The following is a 21,464-nucleotide window of genomic DNA, read 5'->3' as shown; positions in this document are numbered from 1 at the left end:
CATCCCTGCCCAAACCCAAACATCTGCCAGAGAAACAGCATCGTCCAATTGATAATTTTACGCGAAAAGCATTTATATTTCTGTTTCCTGAACCACTTCCGGCAGCATGAAGAAATGGAACATAGTGTTTTATCGTTTTTTCCCTGTGCAACTCACCTTGCTGCACCTTCGTCATTATCCCTTATTGCTGCTTATCTGGGTAATGCTTTTTGCCATGGTGGGGGGAAATTTTGCGCGTTCTTTTGGCGCCCATACTTTGTTTCTCGACCCGGAATATCTTGGCCAGGTTAGCTTCTACGGATTTTTAATTCTGGGCGTCACCACAGGTACATTCATGATGTCGTGGAACATCACCACGTTCATCCTTCATAGCAAACGCTTTCGTTTTCTTGCCACTACCACACAACCCTTTTTCAAATACTGCCTGAACAATGCCTTCATACCCGTGCTGTTTTACGCCTATACTATCTGGAAAATGGTGGCGTATCAACGGTATGAAGAATTGGCCGACTGGCCCACGATTGGCTTTTTCATCGAAGGGTACACTTTAGGCATTCTGCTGGTTGTGTTTATTTCCTTTTTCTACTTTTTTAATGCTGATCGTACGATCTTAAAATCTCTCCAGCGCAGAATGGGAGGCCCGCGCAAGATTTTGGCGCAGGTACTGAAAAAAGAAGAATATCGCGATGAAGAAGCCCTGCCCGTGAAATATTATTTTAACAGCCCACTTAAAATTCGCCGGGCTCGTGATGTTTCGCATTACGACCCTTTGTTTCTGGCATCCATTTTCCGGGAGCATCATTTTGCGGCGGTGCTTTCCATCCTATTTGCTTTCGTGCTGATGATCATGCTCAGCTACCTCATCAGTTTACCGGTATTTCGCATTCCAGCCGGTAGCAGTATCCTGTTGTTTTTAACTGTATTGATGGGCATTCTGGGTGCTTTTAGCTATTTCTTTGGGAGCTGGGCATTGCCAATTGCAGCAGGGCTGCTGTTGCTGGTTAATCTGCTTATTAAACTGGATGTGATTGATACCCGCAGCAAAGCATATGGACTTGATTACCGTTATCGCAGCCTGCGCCCCGCCTATCAGTTACGAACTTTCGACAGCCTTTTCACTCCGCAAAGAGCGCAACAGGATGCAAACCTCACCTTGCAAATCCTGAACCGATGGTATCACCGGCAGGCAACCGAAAAACCGCCTCTGGTGATCATGAATGTAAGCGGTGGGGGCAGCCGGGCCGCTACCTGGGCTATGGAAGTGCTACTGCATGCGGATAGCCTGAGCAAAGGGCAGCTCATGAAACATACCGTATTCATAACCGGTGCGTCGGGGGGTATGCTGGGTGCAGCTTATTTCCGGGAGCTTTATCTGCGTGCCCGTACCAGCCATTCCGTCAATCTATACGATCACCAGTATGTGGACAATATTGCCAGAGATTTATTGAACGCCATTCTGTCCTATTATGCCGTAAATGACTATTTCTCTTTTTTTCAATTTTTCACCATCGACAGCAACCGGTACGCCAAAGACAGAGGATATGCCTTTGAACAGCAGCTGAACCTGAATACCGGAGGCGTGCTGGAGAAATCTCTGGCGGACTATGAGAAACCAGAATCCGATGGTTTGATTCCTTTGCTGCTGATTACTGCGACCATTACGGCAGACGGACGATGCCTGCTGATATCGCCTCAGCACATGAGCTACCTTTGCTATCCACGCATGCCCGCCGGCATTGATTCCTTGCACCGTGTCATTGATGCCATTGACTTTATGACTTATTTTGCCGCCCAGCATCCACAGAAATTATTATTTACCAATGCCCTGCGCATGAGTGCCACCTTCCCTTATATTTTACCCAATGTGTATTTGCCCACCCGCCCGATTATCGACGTCATGGATGCAGGATTGCGAGATAATTACGGGCAGGAAATGAGTTTGCGTTTTTTGTATGTGTTTCGCGATTGGGTCAACACCCATACCAGCCGGGTTATTTTTTTGCAAATCCGCGATAATCCACGTGATACGCTTTCACCTGTGGCACAGCAAAAAGATTTGCGCGATATGCTGCTGGAGCCACTGTTTACTGTTCAGAAAAACTGGGATCATTTTCAAGATTATTATCAAAATGACATGATCAGCTATGCCCGGCATTTTCTCACCGTGCCTTTTGAACATATCGTATTTCAATATATTCCCCAGTCTCACCAGCAATCTGCTCCGCTGAACTGGCATCTCACCACCCGTGAAAAACAGGATATCCACCAGGCTTTGTATAATAAATCCAACCAGGCGGCTTTGCGCCAACTGATGCGAGCCTTGAACGAGTGATGGATGGGTTGGATGGCTATTCAGCATACACGCTTTCCAGCTCAGCTTCCAGAAAGCTGGCAAGTGTACGGATATAGGCAGGTGAAAAATCAAAGGCGATGCCGGCCTCTCGGTACAGTTCGGGCAGCGGACGGGTATTGCCAAGGCGAAGTGCCTGTGTATATTGCAAAATAGTTTGTTTGGGATTTTGGGTAAATGCGCGCCAGAGCGCTACTGCACCCAGCTGAGCAATGCCGTATTCGATATAGTAAAAGGGCACCTCGAACAAATGCAATTGTCTTTGCCAGCTCACAGCCCGGTAATGTTCCCAGCCCGACCAGTCGACCTGCTTCGTAGAAAATCTATCCAGCACCTGCAGCCAGGCTTGCTTCCGTTCTTCACGGCTATGATGGGGGTGAGTATATATCCAATGTTGAAACGCATCGATGGTGGCAATCCAGGGCAGCAGGGTGATGATTCGTTCCAATTGCTGGCGGCGTGCACGATTTACGTCGGCAGATTGCTGAAAATACACATCCCAGGCGTGCATGGAAAACAGCTCCATGCTCATGCTGGCCAGCTCGGCTATTTCCATGGGATATTCCTTGAAAGCCTGCAGCGGCAAGTCATGTGTAAGCACCGCATGCACGGCATGGCCGGTTTCATGGATCAACGTTACCACATCCTGCCACTGGCCGGAAGCATTCATGAAAATAAAGGGCAGACCGGTTTCGGCCAGGCTGCAGTTAAATCCACCCGGAGCCTTGTTTTTCCGGCTCTCCAGGTCCAGCCGGCCGGCCTGCTGCATGGCATACAATACGCCACTGAATGATTCATCCACCCGGTCCAGGCATTGCAGGGTTTTGGCAATCAGCTCATCCGTGGTTTCAAAAGGATGTAAAGCCTCCATGCCGGGGGGCGTGGCATCCACATCCCAGGGTCGTAAAACGGAAAGGCCCAGCTCTTGCCGCTTTTTCTCCTGGATGCGGGCTACCAGCGGTAACAGATGTTTTTCCACAGCTTCATGAAAAGCCTCACAGTCTGTCGGGGTATAATCAAATCGGTTCAGCTCACGGAAGCGATAGGCGCGATAATCGGGAAAACCCGCCCGCACGGCTAGCTGGTGTCGCTTCTCGATCAGCTGGTCGAATAACTCGTCGAGCTGATCTACCACACGCAACCGGGCCCGGGCGATTTGTACAAACGCTTCTTCCCGCAAAGCCCTATCGGACTGCTCTAAAAAACGAGCCGCCTGCGGCAGCGTGAGCTCCTGCCCCTGCAGTTCTACCGTGAGGGAACCGGTATATTGTCCGTATTTTCGCTGGAGCATGGCCAGCTCCGTCTGCAAGGGAATATTTTCTGGGCGGAACAGGGCTATCGCATTGCGGGTTTGCCGCAAAAACGGTCCGAACATCCGTTCATCCAGCTGATCCACAAACGGGCAGCTGACGAGTTTTTTTCTGAACCGCTGGGCATATTCCTGCAGGATGGGAGCCATTTCCTGGTAAAATTGCCGGTAGGCCTCTTCATATTCCCGATTGGCCGTATCCTGGCTCACCCGGATCTGCCGCCAGCTGATGTCTTCGTCCACTGCGGCCTCCAACTCGCTCAGGTCGCGCAGCCATTGCTGCAGCGCATGCAGGCTATCCAAATCACGGGTTTCCAGCTCTTGCAAATAAGGCTGGATGCTGCTGAGGGCAGTCAATCGGAAATCTTTCGGCAGGTAATGCCGGGTATGAGGAGTAAGCTCCACTGGTTTCATCCGGATCAGGATTCTTTTTTCTTGCGGGAACGGGAAGTTTTGCGTGGATTTTTTTCTTCTTCGGCGGTGGATAGCGGCTGTTCAGCAGCCAGAGCCTGTGCAGCTTCCTGTGCAGCTTCTGCCTGAGCAGGTTCTGTATCAAACTGCAGTAGGCCATGGGTCCTTAACTGGGCATACCAGCGCACCATTTTTTTCAGGTCGCTGAAATAAACACGGTCGTCATCAAGTTCAGGAAATACCTGGTCGAAATAATCCCGTAATGTTTTTTCATCAGCCTTTGATCCATCCGGCACCGGATGCTTGTCTTCATGCTGCTGCATGGCTTTAAACACCTCCTGCAAAGGCACGTTGGCACCTGTGGTAAACACCTCAATGGTTTCAATGGGCGTGAACCGATGCTGCCGGGCCGACACAAAGCGGGTCGTGCGATCCTCCAGTGAACGAACGATCCCACCTTCAGCCTTGCTGGACACCATTTCGTATAATCCGGGTAAGCCACTGATGGAAACAATATCTTTATACGCCATCATTTACCTGTTTTATGTATGTTACGTTGCAAAAGTAGCACTACCCGGATGTTTCGCAAAACTTCCCGAGAAAATGAGGCTTAAAAGGTTAAGGCCAAAAAACTCAGTCCAGCGACTGTTCATCCACGTGCATGCGGCAGGAAGTGCAGCCGCCATTTTTACACATTTTATACCCCAACCCACTTTCCAGCGTACAACCCGCATCTCCTTCATCACAATGGCAATACCAGAACGAGGCGTCAATTAACTGATCAGCAGCCACGTCCGAACGCAGTTGACCACTTTGGGGCACCAGATAGGTAACCAGGCAGCCAAACAAATTGACAGCCACCTCCCGGTAAGCAGACCGACGGGAAAAATCGGGCTGAGGCCGTCCATAATTTTGTATGTTAAATTGTTCCATCGCCTGACGTACTGCCGGGATGTCAAATAACCCATTCGGCGGGTCGAATAAAGAATGGATTTCCTGCGTATCTTTCACAAAATGAATACCCTGTTTCAGGTCCACAAATCCATAAGCTTTCAGACCCGCCAGGCTGCTGCTATGTCCCGTGCAGCTGATGGTGCCAGGTTCACACTGGCTGCATCCGAAATGCCCCGGGATATAAAATACATCACATCCCTGTGTACAGGTACCCGTACAGGTATAGTCTGTCTCGGTAAGCATCCGGATCTGACCCGTAGAATCCGTTCCCACCAAATAGATCCCTTTGGGGAAATGAAAACGCACCGTGGATCCACCATTCAGGATTTCGGTAGTGGTTTGATCGGGTAAACGCAATTCCCCCAAATAAGCTCCATAAAGGACTTCAGGAATACTTCGGGTATCGAGACTGGGTGTCTGATTCTGCAGGGTTCCTTTATGACAGCCGGAGAAGGAGAAGATGAGCCCGGCAAAAAGAGGTATAAACACGTAAGGGTAAAAGGAAGATTTTAAAGTTTTCATGACAGAAGATTTTAAATTGAAGTGACTAACTATTCAAATTTAACCTATATAAAATTTTTTTAACAAAAAAATTAGTTAAAGGAGTCGCTATTTTTTACTTACCTGTGTTTTTCAGAATCCCTAATTTTACAATATGCCGTTTAAGCTGGTTTCTCCCTATCCGCCGGCCGGCGATCAACCGGAAGCCATTGCTCAGCTCACCGAAGGGATACGCAGGGGGGAAAAATTTCAAACGCTTTTAGGGGTTACGGGGTCGGGAAAAACCTATACCATTGCTCATGTCATCCAGCATGTGCAAAAACCCACCCTGGTCCTTACCCATAATAAAACCCTCGTAGCCCAGCTGTACGGCGAATTCCGGCAGTTTTTTCCCGAAAATGCTGTGGAATACTTTGTCTCCTATTACGACTATTATCAGCCTGAGGCTTATATCCCGGTTACCGATACTTATATCGAAAAAGACCTTTCGATTAATGAAGAGCTGGACAAGTTGCGGCTAAAGGCGACTTCAAGCTTGCTCTCCGGCCGGCGCGACATTATTGTGGTAGCCAGTGTGAGTTGTATTTATGGCATAGGTAACCCAGCCGAATATGAACGCAGCATTACCCGCATCCACAAAGGACAACAAATCAGCCGGAGTGCTTTTCTGCGTAACCTGGTAGAGGCATTGTATAATCGCACCACAGTAGAATTTACCCGGGGCTCGTTCCGTGTGAAAGGAGATACGGTGGAAGTTTATCCGCCCTATGCCGATTTTGGTTTGCGGATTATTTTCTTTGGAGATGAAATAGAAAGCATCGAACAATTTGACCTGCAAACTGGCAAACGCCTGCTGGACATGGAAAATGCGGCCATCTTCCCCGCCAATCTCTATCTGGCTCCGCGGGATCAGTTCCAGCAAATCCTCCAGGAAATTCAGGATGAGCTGGCTGCACAAGTGGAATATTTTAAATCCCAGGGAAAATATATTGAAGCCCAACGCCTGCAGGAACGGGTCAACTATGACCTGGAAATGATCCGGGAATTAGGTTATTGCAATGGCATTGAAAACTACTCCCGGTTTTTCGACCGCCGTGCACCCGGTACCCGTCCTTTCTGCTTGCTGGACTATTTCCCGAAAGATTATCTGATGGTGATTGATGAAAGCCACGTAACCATTCCGCAGGTAGCCGGCATGTATGGTGGCGACCGCTCCCGCAAGCTCACCTTGGTGGAATATGGATTTCGCCTGCCATCGGCACTGGACAACCGCCCGCTTAACTTCCAGGAATTCGAAAGCCTTATGAATCAGGTAATCTTCATGAGTGCCACACCCGGTGAATATGAGCTGGAAAAATGTGAAGGCGTGGTGGTGGAACAGGTGGTGCGCCCTACGGGATTGCTGGATCCTCCCATAGAAGTGCGTCCCAGCCAGAACCAGATTGATGACTTACTGGATGAAATTGACAAACGGGTAAAAAAAGGAGAACGCGTCCTGGTGGCCACGCTCACCAAACGCATGGCCGAAGAGCTGGATACTTATCTCAAGCGACTGCAAATCCGGTCCAAATATATCCACAGCGAAATTGATACCCTGGAACGGGTGGAAATCCTCCGGGAACTGCGGTTGGGAAAGATAGATGTGATTGTAGGTGTGAACCTGCTGCGGGAGGGGCTTGACCTGCCCGAGGTTTCCCTGGTGGCTATTTTAGACGCTGATAAGGAGGGTTTTCTGCGTAACCAGACTTCCCTGACCCAGACAGCAGGCCGTGCAGCACGCAATGTGAATGGGCTGGTGATTTTCTACGCCGATACCATCACGGAAAGTATGCAGAAAACCATTGACGAAACCAATCGCCGCCGAGAGAAGCAAATCCGCTATAACCAGCAACATGGCATCACCCCCCGTGGTATTCAAAAATCCGTGCGCCAGATTCTGGAACAAACCTCTGTACTGGACATCCGCGAAGATAAAACACCTGCTGATACGGAGCTTCCTGAACAAGTGCCCCTTCAGGCCGTAGCCGAACCTGAAGCAGAATATCTCTCCCCTGCCGAGCTGGAAAAACGCATCCGCACCCTTAAAAAAGCCATGGAGAAGGCCGCACGTGAACTGGATTTCATGGAAGCTGCCCGGCTGCGGGATCAGCTTTTTGCCCTCCAACAAAAACAAAACGCCCGCAAATAAGCTTCAGCTTTCGTTCATCCCTCCCACAATGTAGCCTTTGAATAAAAGGTTTCTGTATAGAAGGCTTTATTGGAAAATATATTATTAAAAAAAATATCTATTGTATTTGTTGAATAAAACAAAAATTAAAAATAGATTTGCGTAAACAAACTCAAATTTATTTTTTTCTAATTTAAAATCTTCAAGTATGCTAGAGTATGCAGAAGAAATAGCGTCCCCGTCCCGGAAAAGAGAACCTATCGTAAGCGCCCGGGGACATGAACACAGCGGACTTGCTGCTGCCATGCCTTTCCTGGTATTGGGAGCGATTGCCATCGTGGGAATTTTTATTCCCGTTGTGGCCGATTTTTCTGGGCAGCCGGCCTATCAGACGGCTGATATAGTATGGATGCTGATAGCCTCCGCACTGGTATTGCTGATGACGCCCGGATTGTCCTTTTTCTACGGTGGCATGGTGAGTAAGAAAAACGTGATTTCTACCATGTTGCAGAGCTTTATCGCCACCGGGCTGATGAGTGTGCTCTGGGTGGTGTGCGGATTTAGCCTGGCTTTTGGTACCAGCTGGCATGGCCTGATTGGCAATCCGTTGAGCTATGCTTTCTTTCATGGTATCAATGGACATGCACCCACATTGGGCGTCAACGGTCAGATTGTACTTACCATTCCGCTTTTGCTTTACGCCCTGTTTCAGATGAAGTTTGCCATCATTACACCGGCTCTGGTGGTAGGTGCCACGGCCGAGCGGATTCGGTTTACAGCCTACGTATTGTTCATGATCTTGTTTAGTTTGTTTGTATATGCACCGCTGGCACATTGGGCCTGGCACCCCGATGGCATTCTGTACAAATTAGGCGTACTGGATTTTGCCGGGGGCACAGTCGTGCATATCTCTGCAGGTTGTGCAGCGCTGGCAGGTGCTCTGGTGTTAAAACCCAGAAAAGTGCATCAGTATGGAGAGCCTACCAAGCCAGCCCGGATCACGTATGTGCTGTTGGGTACAGGATTGCTCTGGTTTGGCTGGTTTGGGTTTAATGCGGGGTCGGCACTCACCGCCAGTTCATTGGCCGTGAGCGCATTTGCCACCACCAATACAGCTTCAGCTGCTGCTGGGTTGGCCTGGATATTTTTCGATGCCATGAGGGGAAGAAAGCCTTCGGCACTGGGATTCTGCATCGGAGCCGTAGTAGGGCTGGTAGCCATCACGCCGGCAGCAGGTTATGTAGGCATTCCGCAGAGTATTTTCATCGGGTTTGCAGCAGCTGTGATTTCCAACCTGGCCGTTCACTGGAAGAGCAAAACATCCATCGACGATACCCTTGACGTGTTTCCCTGTCATGGATTAGGGGGAATTGTGGGTATGATCCTCACCGGCGTATTCGCCAGCAAAAAAATCAATCCAGCCGGCAATGACGGACTCTGGTATGGAGGCACCAGCTTTTTCCTGCATCAACTGCTGGGCATGTGTATAGCCGTTGTTTATGCTTTCTGTGTGTCCTGGCTGCTTTTTAAACTCATCAACTGGATTTATCCGTTACGGGTGAAAGAAGAAGACGAAGAAGTGGGCCTGGATATCAGTCAGCATGATGAAAGCTTGTAAAACACAAGACCTTTCATAGAAAAATGAATCCCGGCTATGATGCCGGGATTTTTTGTTAAAAAGCTAAACCAGATGGTAATACATCGGAAGATGTGGTACGGGGCGGAATCGAACCGCCGACACGAGGATTTTCAGTCCTCTGCTCTACCAACTGAGCTACCGCACCTTGTCCACAAACCGCCTGCTGATCAGACAGCTGGCGTTGCAATTGGTGGCCGCAAAAATAAGGATTTTCCTTTCCGTGCCAAGTGCTCTCCCAAATTTTTAATTTCCGTATTCACTCAGGAATTTGATCCGCATGAGTTTGAGCTGTTCCACTGTGTAGTCGCCATCACTCAAGGCTTCCCGAGCAGCTTCCAGGCTGGAAGTTTCGCAATGTTTGAAATATTCCATGATTTCTTCCTTGGCATATTCGTCCAGCTCCTCATCTATGCAGTAATCTACATTCAGCCGTGTACCACTGGCTACGATGGTTTCCATTTCGTCAAGCAGCTGGGATAAGGTTAGATCCCTTGAACGGGCAATGGTTTCCAGCGGAATTTTTTTATCAATATTCTGGATGATGAAAACCTTCAACCCGCTTTTGTTCACCACACTCTTCATCACAAAATCATCGGGCTTTTCGATATCATGTTCTTCCACATATTTCTGAATCATTTCCACAAAAGGCTTCCCGAACTTCATGGCTTTACCCTTGCTCACCCCCTGAATGCGTTCCAGTTCTTCCAGCGTGGTGGGATATTGGGTGGCCATATCTTCGAGGGAGGTTTCCAGAAATACCACGAATGGCGGGAGTCCTTTTTCTTTGGCTACTTTTTTTCTTAAATCCTTCAGCATTTCAAACAACACGGGATCTACCGCACCAGGACCTGTGGGCATATCATCCTCATCACCCTCATCTTCATCAAACTGATGGTTAAGGGAAAAATAAATGGGATAAGGATGCGACAGGAACTGCCTGCCTTTTTCCGTGATTTTTAGCAGGCCATATTCTTCAATATCTTTTTCAATCAAGCCTTCCAGCATCATCTGGCGGATGAGGGAATTCCAGAAATGCGCATCGTGTTCTTTTCCGCTGCCGAATTCAGCAAGCTCATCGTGCCGGTAGGTAGTGATCTGGGGGGTTGCCTTTCCACAAATGACATCCACGAGGTATTCGATACCAAACCGTTCGTTCAATGCCTGAATGGTTCGTAAGACAATAACTACGCGGTTCTTGACTTCAATTTTTTCTTTTGGATTCAGGCAATTATCACAATGCCCGCAGTTTTCCTCTTCAAATTGTTCTCCGAAATAGTGCAGGATAAATTTTCGCCGGCACACGGCACTTTCTGCATAAGCAACCATTTCGTTGATCAGCTGGGCCCCCATTTCTCTCTCGCTAAGGGGCTTATCGCGCATCAGCTGTTCCAGCTTGTGTATATCCCGGTGGGAATAAAAGCAAATGCATTTACCTTCCAATCCATCGCGCCCGGCCCGACCTGTTTCCTGATAATAGTTTTCGAGGCTTTTGGGAATATTATAATGAATCACATACCGGATATCGGGCTTGTCAATGCCCATACCAAAAGCAATGGTCGCCACAATCACTTCCACCTCTTCCATCAGGAACATATCCTGCCGCTGGGTGCGGGTAGCCGCATCGAGTCCGGCGTGATAGGCCACAGCTCGGATGCCGTTGGCCACCAGCATATCGGCAATTTCTTCCGTGGTTTTGCGGTTGAGGGTATAAATAATTCCACTTTTGCCCCGGTGCTGTAAGATGAAGCGGACAATTTCCTTCAGCGTCTGATCTTTTTTGCGTTTGGGACGGATTTCATAATACAGGTTTGGACGGTTGAAGGAAGAGATGAATATGTTGGGGTTTTTGAGTTCCAGGTTTTTCAAAATATCGCTCTGCACCTTGGGTGTAGCCGTGGCGGTAAGGGCAATCACGGGCAGCTGATCGTTGATGGCGTTGATCATTTCCCGCAGACGCCGGTATTCAGGCCGAAAATCATGTCCCCATTCCGAGATACAGTGGGCTTCATCCACCGCAAAAAAGGAAATTTGCAGCTCCCGGAAAAAACTGAGGTTGTCGGCCTTCGTTAGGGTTTCAGGCGCCACATAGAGCATCTTGGTTTTGCCGGATGCAAGATCGGCCTTTACTCGCCTGATTTCGGTTTTGGAAAGGGTGGAATTCAGGAAATGCGCTACATGATCCTTGCTGCTGTAGGAGCGGATCAAATCCACCTGATTCTTCATCAGGGCAATAAGTGGTGACACGATAATGGCGCAGCCCGGACTGATTAGCGCCGGAAGCTGGTAGCAAAGCGATTTGCCACCACCTGTGGGCATGATCACAAATGTATCCCTGCCCGACAAAATGCTGCGAATGATTTTTTCCTGATTGCCTTTAAAGGAATCAAAGCCAAAATGGCGTTTCAGCTGAGCATGCAGATATTCACTTGAGGTAATTTCCCGGTAATCCTGATCGGGTGAGGCTGAGGTGGAAGATGGTTTGGAAAAATCCTCTGTAACGGCTTCCTGCACGGCGTGAACTTTCACTGTTCTTTTACCCATATTCCTGTGAATTCGGATATTCCTGGAAGAATACCCAGAAACAAATTATGCTTTTTATTTATTTAAAAGCGCACACGAAGTTACAGAAATCGGCTAAAATAGTCAAGCAATTGCCTGAAAGAATATCTGAGCAAAAGCAAGTTGATTAGAAACTATCAAAAAATATGGTAGGTGATGAAGCTGGCTACATAAGCCAGGGAAGTCATGTAGGCTAGCTGTATCAAAGGAAATTTCCAGGATTTGGTTTCTCTTTTCACCACAGCCAGTGTGCTCATGCATTGCATAGCAAATACATAAAAAATCATCAGGGAGAGTCCAACCGGCAGTGTATATACTTTGGTGCCATCTGGCCGGCGAGCTTGCTCCAATTTCTGGCGAAGTGTATCACGATCGGCATCTTTGCCACCCTGCACGCTGTATAGAGTAGCCATGGTGCCTACAAACACCTCTCTGGCTGCGAAGGAGGTAATCAGAGCAATGCCGATTTTCCAGTCAAATCCCAGCGGACGAATCACGGGCTCTATGATATGTCCCAGCATGCCAGCATAGGAATGCTCCAGCCGCTGCCCCTGGTATTCTATTTCGAGTGCATCCCTTTGCTGGGGCTGCTGCTCCATGAGCCGGGTGTAATGGGTTTTTAGTTGTTCCATCTGGCGGTGGGGACCATAGGAGGCCAACATCCATAAAATCAACGAAATGACCATAATCACCTTGCCTGCATCGGTCACAAAAATCCGGGCCTTCTGGACCATGGTAATGAACACATTTTTCCACCGGGGCGACCGATAAACTGGCAATTCCAGGATAAAATAACTTTTTTCTTTCAGGTGAATGAGATGTTTCATCACCCAGGCTACTGTTAGCGCTGTAAAAAATCCGAGCAGGTACAAACCCATCATCACCAGGCCCTGCAAGCTTAAAAATCCGAGCAGGTACCGATCGGGAATGACCAGCGAAATCAGTACGATATACACGGGTAGGCGGGCGGAGCAACTCATCAGAGGTGTAACCAGAATGGTAATGAGCCTTTCCTTCTGGTTTTCAATGTTGCGGGTTGCCATAATGGCGGGTACTGCACAGGCCAAACCGCTGATAAGTGGCATGACCGACTTGCCATTCAACCCCACCTGCCGCATCAGCCGGTCGCTGAGGAAACTGACACGCGCCATGTAGCCCGTATCTTCCAGAATGGTGATGAGACCAAACAAAATCATGATCTGGGGCACAAAGACGGCAATCCCACTTAATCCGGCCACAAGGCCATTGATCAGCAAATCGCTAAACCAACCCGAAGGCAATACATCGCTGAGCCAGGTACTGACCCAGGTAAATGCCTGTTCAATCAAACCCATGGGGTACTGGGCCAACCAAAAAATGCTTTGAAACAGAAGAAACAACACGGCCAACAGGATGACATATCCCCAGAACCTGTGCAGCAATACCTGATCAATGTGTTCGGTAATTAGTTTTTTGCGGCGAGGATCATCCATTACCACGGCCTGGGTCATGATCTGGGCAATCCGCTGATAGCGTTGCATGATTTCTTCACCCTGCACCCGGGCCCGGTTAAACTGCTCTTCTGCCAGGATATTCATCAAAGCCAACCGTTGGCCACCATTCAGGAATTTGAGCTGTTCGTGATGTGCTGCCACCAGCAGAGCCGCATAATCACTCCTGACTTCCACATATTTTCGTGTTTTGCAAATTAAACCAGGAGCCAGGTCTCTGATAGGAATAAAATCTCCGGCCGGTGGTTTGTACTGACCTGCAGCTGTGAGAGCTAAGGCCTTTTTTAAGGCAGTGATTCCTTTCTCTTTTCTGGGATTCACGGGCACTACCGGCACACCCAAAGCCAGCTCCAGCGCCGGCACATCAATGCGGATACCCTTTTGCTGGGCAATATCCATCATCGTCAGGGCAATGACCACCGGAATATTCAGATCAATAATCTGGGAACAAAAAAGCAGGTTGCGTTTGATATTGGAGGCATCGGCCAGGCAAATCACGATATCTGGCCGGTCCGGATTGCGTGGATTCAGCAACACATCAAAGGTGACCCACTCATCAGCACTTCTGGGATAAATGCTATAAGTACCGGGAAGATCTACCACCTTGGCCTCCAGCCGATGGTCCAGCCGGGTATAGCCTGCTTTTTTATCAACCGTTACCCCGGGAAAATTCCCCACCTTCTGATTCAGGCCTGTAAGTGCATTAAACAGGGATGTCTTTCCGGAGTTGGGATTCCCAACCAATACTATGCTGACCGTTTCGCTCATGCCCTTTTACCAGGAATTTGCAAAGCTATGGATTATTCTTGCTGGGCATGAAGCCAATCGGAAAATTCACTGATCCAAAAAGGAAAATTTAAGAATGAGGCTGAATATTGAACAGGCTAAAAAACAAATACAGCAAGCCATCCATCCATTCAACGGAGGATGTGCTATCTTCTTGCTTCCCCCATCGGGTACCCAGGTTATTCATGGACAAATGAGCGAAAGAAAAACGATGGGTTGGCATTTGGCTAATCGTGGACGATTGTTGCGTTGTTTCTTCGTCAGAATCATTTTCCTCCCAATCATCATCCCGATCCTGCTGCCATGGGAGTTCATTCAGCAAAAAAGCCTGTTTGTTGTTGGGTACATAAATGTTGATTTCTGCCTTCTGATTGCGAAAAGGCGTTCCCTTAGGCAGGGGTACGACATCCGGGATATAGAGAACAGAATCTTCCTGCACAAAGGAAAGGTGAAACTGTTCGACATTTCTTGTAGCCTCCATACCCGTGGCTCCCCAGGCAGATTTGCGAATTTCTATCCGGAAACTGTCGTCTTCCGGCGATGGAATAATATGCACATGCACGTTGCGATAAAAAAGAGAATCGTCCCTGAGGGTTAACCAGTTGCTGATGATGGCATATGTCGTACTCCCACCTTCTTCGGATTCCTGCATTACGGGTTGAAATTTTACATACAGGGTATTGCCGGTAGGTTGATGAAATTCAGCCAGAACCTTCTCTGTTCTTTTTACCCGGAAATGATGACCTATATCCCATGCCAGATAGATCATAATCGCCAGCCCGATCAGCCAGAGAGCTGCAAGTGTGTAACCAACAGCCGCATGCATGGCGCGGGCGCCAACCAGCCTGCGAATCAAAAAGATGATGAATGCTACAACAGGTATTCCTAACACCAGCAGGATTGAAGGCCAGAATAATACTCCGGGCCACCATCCGTACCAGAAAAAGCCTTTCAGCGGAATCAGTATGGAGGAGGAACCTACCATTGCAATCAGGGCAACCCCCAGGCAGAATATAATCAGAATCCCAATGAGAACGAGTGCAATTTTGGCTATCCAGCCCACCACCCTTAGCAGCGCCAGCAAAATTTCCCTCAATGCTTCACCTATATCATTGTTTTCTTTTTTTTTAAAAACTCCAGCAGCTTCTTTGCCCAGGTCCTGAGCTTTGGTTTTTACGCCACTAAGCTCTTCCTTGACAGCCTGGGAAATATTTTGCAAATCCACCCGTTCTCCGCGCATCTCCAGTTTTTCAGCAGCCGTACGTGCCCGGGGCACAGCTATCCACAACACCAAATAAAGCAGCACTCCCGTACCGGCACCGAAAAACAGCAAAGCAAATACCAGCCGGAATATAACGGGATCTACTCCGAAATAGGCCCCCAATCCGCCGCAAACACCTCCCAGAATCTTATCGTCAGGATCGCGGTACAACCTTTTGCGCGGGCGAAGTCCGTCGGCAACTTGCGAAAAAGTAGATCGCTGCTCGCTTTCGCCACCCAGCTCTTCGGGCCGACCCATGGCAGCAATCACCGCATTCACGTCGGCATCCGTGATGCAATTGCCACCCTTTCTCAACTGTTCCTGAAAGAGTTCGCCAATGCGGGTTTCAATGTCGGACACAATTTCATCTCCGCCAACTTCCTGGCTGAAATGGCGCTGCAGGCTTTCAATGTATGCTTTCAGCAGGTCGTATGCCGTGTCTTCCATGGGAATCAGCAAACCTGCCAGATGGACGTTGATGATTTTTTTCATGTTCAGATACAATTTACAGGTATGGATGAATACATTTAATCCGTTTGCGTAAGCTGGTTCACCGCCGTTACCATTTCTTTCCAGGTTTCTTCCAACATATGATAAAATGCCTCCCCTTCCGGAGTCATGGAAAAATATTTGCGGGGTGGGCCGGATGGGCTCTCTACCCAACGATATTTCAGAAGCCCCGCATTTTTTAGCCGCGTAAGCAAAGGATACAGGGTGCCTTCAAGCACATGCAAACCGGCCGCTTTCATCTTCTCAATGATATCCGAAGGATAAGCCTCTCCCTGCCTGATAATGGCCAGGATGCAAAATTCCAGAACTCCCTTGCGCATTTGCGACTGTGTGTTGTCAATATTCATGGGTCGCTTTTTATTCAAATCACATTACAAAGCTATATAAAATTTTTAATACTATGTAATACATACTACCTTGTTAATAAAAAAAATTTTTTAAGCGGCTTATTGGCCGAATTAACGGTTGATAAAAAGGATGAAAAATTTAGCCTTTGATTTGCCCAACGATGCGTTCGGCCAGTTGACGGGCGGCCTGCAGGCAGTTGCCCACCGAGATGCCACCCCGGTAATTACCGGCCAGATATAACCCGGGAAATTGCTGTTCCAGCTGCTGAAAGGCCGAAACATGAGCCGGATAGGAAAGATCGTACTGCGGAATAGCCTCTTTCCAATACCATTGACGGGTGAATACAGGGGGTTGATGAATGTCCATGATTTTTTCAAACTCTTTCAGCATGCGGGTTGCCCACTCCTGGTGATTGGTAGTTGCAATTTCCGGATGCCGCATACCACCGGCAAACAAAGTAAAGGCAGCCTGATCGGCCGGCGCGCGACCCGGCAATATAGACGAACTCCAGATAGCCCCCAGAAAAGAAAGATTTTCCTTTGCCGGCACCAGAAAGCCAAATCCATCCAAAGACCTTCGAATGGCATCTAACGGATAAGCAGCGAAAACCACCATTACCGGAGGATATACAATAGCCTGCAGATGCGGCTTTATCCAGGCGCAATCACCCTCTGCCAGCTCAGCCAGGGCATAGGCCGGGAGGGTGGAAACCAGCACCTGGCTGGTAAAGTTATAACTATTCGCTCCCTGTCGGCAACCGACTTCAAAGCTTCCTGCCTGACAGCGAATGGAGCTCACAGACATCTCCGTCATTACCTGCTGATGCAACCTGGCATAAAGAGCATCAGGCAAAGCCTGCATACCCGATTCAAAACTGAATATTTGCCCCCTGGCCAGACCGGCGTTTTGTTTTGATTTCACCATTTGCTTCATTCCTTTCAGCAGGCTGCCGTATTCCTGCTCCAGCCTGTACAACATCGGAAAGGCGCTCGCTGCATGCAGTTGTTCCGGATCGCCGGCGAAAATTCCTGCTATAAAAGGATTTACCACATAATCCAGCCACTCCTCTCCCAGCCTGCGGCGAACAAAGCCAGCCAAACTTTCAGCAGCCTGTTCCCTGGCCGGTTTCACAAAAGGTTCCCGCAGCAACTGCATTTTGGCCCGGAAGGAAAGAAGCCGGCTAACAATCAGATCTTTCGGCTGCATCGGAAGCGGATGTAATTTACCTCCGCGAAGTATGTAACGTTTGGATGCTGCAGTCCGAGCAAAAACCTGCTGCCCCTGAAGGCCCAGCTCGTCAACCATCTGCTGTACAACCGGGTATTGAGCCTGCAGGCTGTTCGGACCAACATCTATCAGATAGGGCCCTTCTCTGAAACTGCGGATATGGCCGCCAGGGCGGACATCTTTTTCCAGAATAATAAAATCAATCCCCTGTTGCTGCAAAAAATAACCCAGTGCAAGCCCCGTGATGCCTGCACCCAGAATAAGGACTGGCTTGTGCATATCTGCAATCATTTTACAAAGAAGCTGAATAAACCGGTTTTTCTGCAGATGGCTTGTAAGCATCAAATGTGTAGGCAATCTGCCGAAGAAACAGCATGCCCAACGGTGTTACCTTTATTTTTTTATCGTCCACTTCAATAAATTCATCAGCCTGTAGTTGTTGCAAATCCTTTTCCGCAGACTGAAAATATTCATCAAAATTCAAATGAAAGGTTTCATTCCATGCTGTTTTATCCACTTCATGATGGCACATGATCTGCATAATCACGTCTCTTCTTCTTTTATCATCTTCCGTAAGCCTATATCCCCGCGCTGTGGGAATCCGGTTTGAATTAATGGCCTGGATATAAGCCTGTTCGGTTTTCTGATTCTGGGCATACGCTCCGGGTACCTGGCTAATGCCGGTAATGCCCAACCCAAACAAATGGGTCCCTGCCCGGGTACTATATCCCTGAAAATTGCGATAAAGCTGCCTGCGAGCCAAAGCTACAGCCAGTTCATCATCTGGCAGGGCAAAATGATCCAGGCCAATGAATACATATCCTGCATCTGTAAGCATATCAATGGTTTGCAACCACATCCGCATCTTTTCTGCGGGCTGAGGCAAAGTGCGCACATCAATCAGGGACTGGTGTTTTTTGATATGCGGCAGATGGGCATAATGAAAAACGGCAATCCGATTGGGTTTCAGCCGAATGATTTCCCGGATGGTATCCCGAAAGGAAGCTGCCGTCTGATAAGGCAATCCATACATCAAATCCATGTTGAGGCTCTGAAAGCCCAGATCGCGAATCCAGCCAATCACCTCTTCAGTTAATGCCAATGGTTGAATGCGGTTAACGGCTTGCTGCACCCGGGGATGAAGATCCTGCACACCCATGCTAATACGGTTGAAACCCGCTGCCTTCAAAGCTTCCACATGTGCCAGCGTAAGTCCACGTGGATCAATTTCACAGCTGATTTCTGTTTCCGGCGTAAAATCAAAATACTGACGGATGGTATCGGCCAGCATTTTCAGCTGTGAGGGTGTCAGATGGGTAGGCGTTCCCCCACCCCAGTGCATCTGATCTACCAGATGGCCATCGGGTAACCTGTCACGCCAAAGCGCAATTTCTCGGTGCAAATGATCCAGATACCGCTGTACCCTTCCGGCATGATGAGTGATGATCATATTGCATCCGCAGAAATAACAGAGCGTATCACAAAACGGCAAATGCACATACAACGACCATCGTGCATCCGGCTCGTTGTGTTCGGCTTCAGACAAAGCCTCCAGCCAGCAGTTTTCATCCCAATTCTGATCGAATACAGGCGCAGGAGGATAGCTGGTATAGCGAGGTACCGGATATTGATAGCGTTGGTATAATTCCGGACTGATATCTTGAACTGAAATCATAACTGCTGTTTTACACCGCCTCCAAATTAGCCTGCAGCCTATGTTTATCTGTCATGCCTGCGTTAGAAATGAACTCATATCCCAATAATTCACTTACTCCTGACAATTCTGGTGCGCTTGCAGGACTGTAGGGAGTGTATTAATTTTTCATCTGAATAGCTGAATCATTCAAAAATCCAACCCGCAGAAATCTCAAACCCATGCTCCCCTCCTCATTGCGCTTGCTGATTGCTTTGATAGCCGGCATCCTCCTCGAAATGTATGGGCTTGCACCATTATCCACCATCTACCTGATTTGTAGCATAGCTGTTGTGTGGGCCGTGATTTTTACTTGGATATCCGTACCTGCCACCTATTCCATTTGCCTGACGCCCATACATGGATGCATGATCTGGCTCATGTGGGTATGTGCCGGATATTTTGTATCGGCATTTCATGATTCTCGTCTGCATCAAAACTGGATAGGCAATTGTTTGAGGCCTTCTGATCAGTGGATAGGTATATGCCAATCATCAGAAGAAAAATCTTCCACTTATCAATGTGTGATGGAAGCCCGTTATCTGATTCATGCATCTGGAAAAACAGAAACTTGCACAGGCAAGGTGCTATGTTATCTGCGCAAGGCTGCTTATGCAAAATTGCCACAGGCGGGCGATTTGCTTCTAATCCGCAAAGCTCCTACACAACTTGCGCATCGCACGAATCCAGGCATGCCTGATTATGCCGGCTATAGGGAACATCAACAAATCTATCATGAAGTGTTTCTCGATAGCATGGAATGGAAATATCTCAAGCCCGGTAAAACAGGCTATTTTTCTGCTATTGCAACAGAATGGCAGCGTTTTTTCAATTATTTAAAAACCTCCTGCAAGCACAAACTCCATGACTTTCTTTTTGATCCTGATATCCGGGGCTTTGCTTATGCCATGGTTACGGGCGATCGCAGTGAAATGGATCCGGCCATTATCCAGTCATACAGAAATACGGGCACTATTCATATTCTGGCTATCTCCGGATTGCATATCGGAATCCTGTTTGGTACATGCATGTTTATCCTGGGCTTATGCAGAATTCCGACCCGCATGCGAGTACTGATAGCACTTTTGTGTACCTGGTTGTTCGTTATCTTTTCCGGCATGGCTCCTTCAGCCTGCAGAGCAGCTTTGATGATTAGTTTGATCCTGTTACCTCAATGGTTGCTGAAAAGACCTGTATCATCCATAGATGCATTGGTTTGTTCAGCTATTTTGTTGTTGATGATACATCCGGCATGGATCATGGACATTGGCTTTCAGCTTTCCTATCTGGCTGTGGCCGGCATTTTGCTGTACTATCCGTTTCTTCACCGATGCCTGCAAACTGAAAATAAAATTGTAAAAAAATGCTGGAGCATGATAGCGGTTTCTGTTGCCGCACAAGTCCTGATTCTTCCCTTGAGTATTTATTACTTTCATCAATTTCCGGTTTTGTTTTTTATTACGAATCTGGTTGCTGTTCCGCTTTCAAGCATCCTGCTGATTCTTACCTGCATATTGCTAATCATGCCCTGGCCTTCATTATCATTTTACATAGCCAAATTAATTCTTACCACGGGTTATATCCTGCAGGGAAGCATCCAATGGTTTCATGCAATGAAATGGAGCCGGGTAGAAAATCTGTTTATTTCATTTCCAGAAATGATATGGATGTTTCTTTGTTTGATCGGTATGATGGCTTTTTTCATGAACCGCACAAAAATCGCTCTTTCCATGGCTTTGCTTGGTTTTCTTGGTTTTTGGATAAACAGAGATTGTGTTTTTTTACAATCATTTACCCAACGGAAATTTATTGTATATCATATTCCGCAGGTTTCATTGCTGGAATGGGTTGAGGGGCAAAAAGCCTTCAGCTGGTTATCCGGAAATCGACATCAGCAGGATGATATAAAAGAATTATCGGTCAGCAATTCTTTGTTTCACATTCAAAGGCAAGATCTTGCAATCGATAGTTCATCTTGCACGCACGTGTTTATCTGGAATCGCACGCAGTTTATACAGCTGGATGGCAGAAAGCAGCAATCTTTGTTTATCAAAGAAGCAACATTTCCATGTTTTATTATTGTTACGCACAATGCGAAACCCGATACCACATGGCTTCAACATGTATCACCCAGGGTGGTAATAGCCGATGGCACCAATACATTTGGCACAATTGCAAAATGGAAAAATGTGTGTGAACACCTAAATTTGCATTTTCATGCTACTTCTGAAAAAGGAGCTTTTATTTTAAATCTCTGAA

At 47.9% G+C, this 21,464-nt stretch carries 13 protein-coding genes and 1 tRNA gene; 4 read left to right on the top strand and 10 right to left on the bottom strand.

Annotated features, from left to right (window positions below; translation table 11 throughout):
- Window positions 1-106: 106 nt before the first annotated feature.
- Complete coding sequence (locus BM367_RS06000; protein ID WP_092458928.1) at window positions 107-2,332, top strand: hypothetical protein; 2,226 nt, start codon at window positions 107-109, stop codon at window positions 2,330-2,332.
- Window positions 2,333-2,348: 16 nt separating this feature from the next.
- Here the strand turns inward: BM367_RS06000 and BM367_RS05995 are convergent, their stop codons facing one another.
- The 3 genes from BM367_RS05995 to BM367_RS05985 form a co-directional block, all read right to left on the bottom strand.
- Window positions 2,349-4,073: a M3 family oligoendopeptidase gene (locus BM367_RS05995; protein ID WP_092458926.1), complete on the bottom strand. Its 1,725-nt coding sequence runs from the start codon at window positions 4,071-4,073 to the stop codon at window positions 2,349-2,351.
- Between the two features lie 5 nt (window positions 4,074-4,078).
- Entirely contained in the window at window positions 4,079-4,603 is a 525-nt protein-coding gene (locus BM367_RS05990) for a DUF5606 family protein (protein ID WP_092458924.1), read from the bottom strand.
- 100 nt (window positions 4,604-4,703) lie between these two features.
- Window positions 4,704-5,546 (bottom strand): hypothetical protein, encoded by an 843-nt coding sequence (locus BM367_RS05985; RefSeq protein WP_092458922.1) that lies wholly within the window; start codon window positions 5,544-5,546, stop codon window positions 4,704-4,706.
- Window positions 5,547-5,679: 133 nt separating this feature from the next.
- On the opposite strand from BM367_RS05985, the gene uvrB reads away from it, so the two are divergent.
- Together uvrB and BM367_RS05975 are read left to right on the top strand one after the other, a co-directional pair.
- Complete coding sequence (gene uvrB, locus BM367_RS05980; RefSeq protein WP_092458920.1) at window positions 5,680-7,713, top strand: excinuclease ABC subunit UvrB; 2,034 nt, start codon at window positions 5,680-5,682, stop codon at window positions 7,711-7,713.
- Window positions 7,714-7,900: 187 nt separating this feature from the next.
- On the top strand, window positions 7,901-9,310 hold the full coding sequence (locus BM367_RS05975; RefSeq protein ID WP_092458918.1) for an ammonium transporter: 1,410 nt from the start codon (window positions 7,901-7,903) through the stop codon (window positions 9,308-9,310).
- A 93-nt stretch (window positions 9,311-9,403) separates the two neighbouring features.
- On the opposite strand, the gene BM367_RS05970 is transcribed toward BM367_RS05975, so the two are convergent.
- The 7 genes from BM367_RS05970 to hemN form a co-directional block, all read right to left on the bottom strand.
- Window positions 9,404-9,476 (bottom strand) — tRNA-Phe (locus BM367_RS05970).
- A gap of 98 nt (window positions 9,477-9,574) precedes the next feature.
- The gene (recQ, locus tag BM367_RS05965) at window positions 9,575-11,872 is read right to left on the bottom strand and encodes a DNA helicase RecQ (RefSeq protein WP_092458916.1); all 2,298 of its coding nucleotides are present in this window, start codon (window positions 11,870-11,872) and stop codon (window positions 9,575-9,577) included.
- A 155-nt stretch (window positions 11,873-12,027) separates the two neighbouring features.
- A complete protein-coding gene (gene feoB, locus BM367_RS05960) occupies window positions 12,028-14,148 on the bottom strand; it encodes a ferrous iron transport protein B (RefSeq protein ID WP_092458914.1) in 2,121 nt (706 codons plus the stop codon).
- Between the two features lie 88 nt (window positions 14,149-14,236).
- Entirely contained in the window at window positions 14,237-15,919 is a 1,683-nt protein-coding gene (locus tag BM367_RS05955; RefSeq protein ID WP_092458912.1) for a PspC domain-containing protein, read from the bottom strand.
- A gap of 35 nt (window positions 15,920-15,954) precedes the next feature.
- A complete protein-coding gene (locus tag BM367_RS05950; RefSeq protein ID WP_092458910.1) occupies window positions 15,955-16,284 on the bottom strand; it encodes a PadR family transcriptional regulator in 330 nt (109 codons plus the stop codon).
- A 139-nt stretch (window positions 16,285-16,423) separates the two neighbouring features.
- Window positions 16,424-17,791: a protoporphyrinogen oxidase gene (hemG, locus tag BM367_RS05945; protein WP_177224123.1), complete on the bottom strand. Its 1,368-nt coding sequence runs from the start codon at window positions 17,789-17,791 to the stop codon at window positions 16,424-16,426.
- Window positions 17,792-17,804: 13 nt separating this feature from the next.
- On the bottom strand, window positions 17,805-19,187 hold the full coding sequence (gene hemN, locus BM367_RS05940) for an oxygen-independent coproporphyrinogen III oxidase (protein WP_092458906.1): 1,383 nt from the start codon (window positions 19,185-19,187) through the stop codon (window positions 17,805-17,807).
- Window positions 19,188-19,387: 200 nt separating this feature from the next.
- Between hemN and BM367_RS05935 the strand changes: the two genes are divergently transcribed.
- Entirely contained in the window at window positions 19,388-21,463 is a 2,076-nt protein-coding gene (locus BM367_RS05935) for a ComEC/Rec2 family competence protein (protein ID WP_092458904.1), read from the top strand.
- The last annotated feature ends 1 nt before the right edge of the window (window position 21,464 follow it).

Source organism: Thermoflavifilum thermophilum (assembly GCF_900116565.1).
In the GTDB taxonomy this organism is placed as follows: Bacteria; Bacteroidota; Bacteroidia; order Chitinophagales; family Chitinophagaceae; genus Thermoflavifilum; species Thermoflavifilum thermophilum.
The sequence above is the reverse complement of the archived record's forward strand: the minus strand, read 5'-3'. Positions and strand labels throughout refer to the sequence as shown.

Bases quoted from the DNA above. Each gene is read 5' to 3' on its own strand.
- BM367_RS05995 (WP_092458926.1), bottom strand. From the start codon at position 4,073: ATGAAACCAGTGGAGCTTACTCCTCATACCCGGCATTACCTGCCGAAA.
- hemG (WP_177224123.1), bottom strand. From the start codon at position 17,791: ATGCACAAGCCAGTCCTTATTCTGGGTGCAGGCATCACGGGGCTTGCA.
- BM367_RS05950 (WP_092458910.1), bottom strand. From the start codon at position 16,284: ATGAATATTGACAACACACAGTCGCAAATGCGCAAGGGAGTTCTGGAA.
- recQ (WP_092458916.1), bottom strand. From the start codon at position 11,872: ATGGGTAAAAGAACAGTGAAAGTTCACGCCGTGCAGGAAGCCGTTACA.
- BM367_RS05935 (WP_092458904.1), top strand. From the start codon at position 19,388: ATGCTCCCCTCCTCATTGCGCTTGCTGATTGCTTTGATAGCCGGCATC.
- BM367_RS05990 (WP_092458924.1), bottom strand. From the start codon at position 4,603: ATGATGGCGTATAAAGATATTGTTTCCATCAGTGGCTTACCCGGATTA.
- uvrB (WP_092458920.1), top strand. From the start codon at position 5,680: ATGCCGTTTAAGCTGGTTTCTCCCTATCCGCCGGCCGGCGATCAACCG.
- BM367_RS06000 (WP_092458928.1), top strand. From the start codon at position 107: ATGAAGAAATGGAACATAGTGTTTTATCGTTTTTTCCCTGTGCAACTC.
- hemN (WP_092458906.1), bottom strand. From the start codon at position 19,187: ATGATTTCAGTTCAAGATATCAGTCCGGAATTATACCAACGCTATCAA.
- BM367_RS05975 (WP_092458918.1), top strand. From the start codon at position 7,901: ATGCTAGAGTATGCAGAAGAAATAGCGTCCCCGTCCCGGAAAAGAGAA.
- feoB (WP_092458914.1), bottom strand. From the start codon at position 14,148: ATGAGCGAAACGGTCAGCATAGTATTGGTTGGGAATCCCAACTCCGGA.
- BM367_RS05985 (WP_092458922.1), bottom strand. From the start codon at position 5,546: ATGAAAACTTTAAAATCTTCCTTTTACCCTTACGTGTTTATACCTCTT.
- BM367_RS05955 (WP_092458912.1), bottom strand. From the start codon at position 15,919: ATGAAAAAAATCATCAACGTCCATCTGGCAGGTTTGCTGATTCCCATG.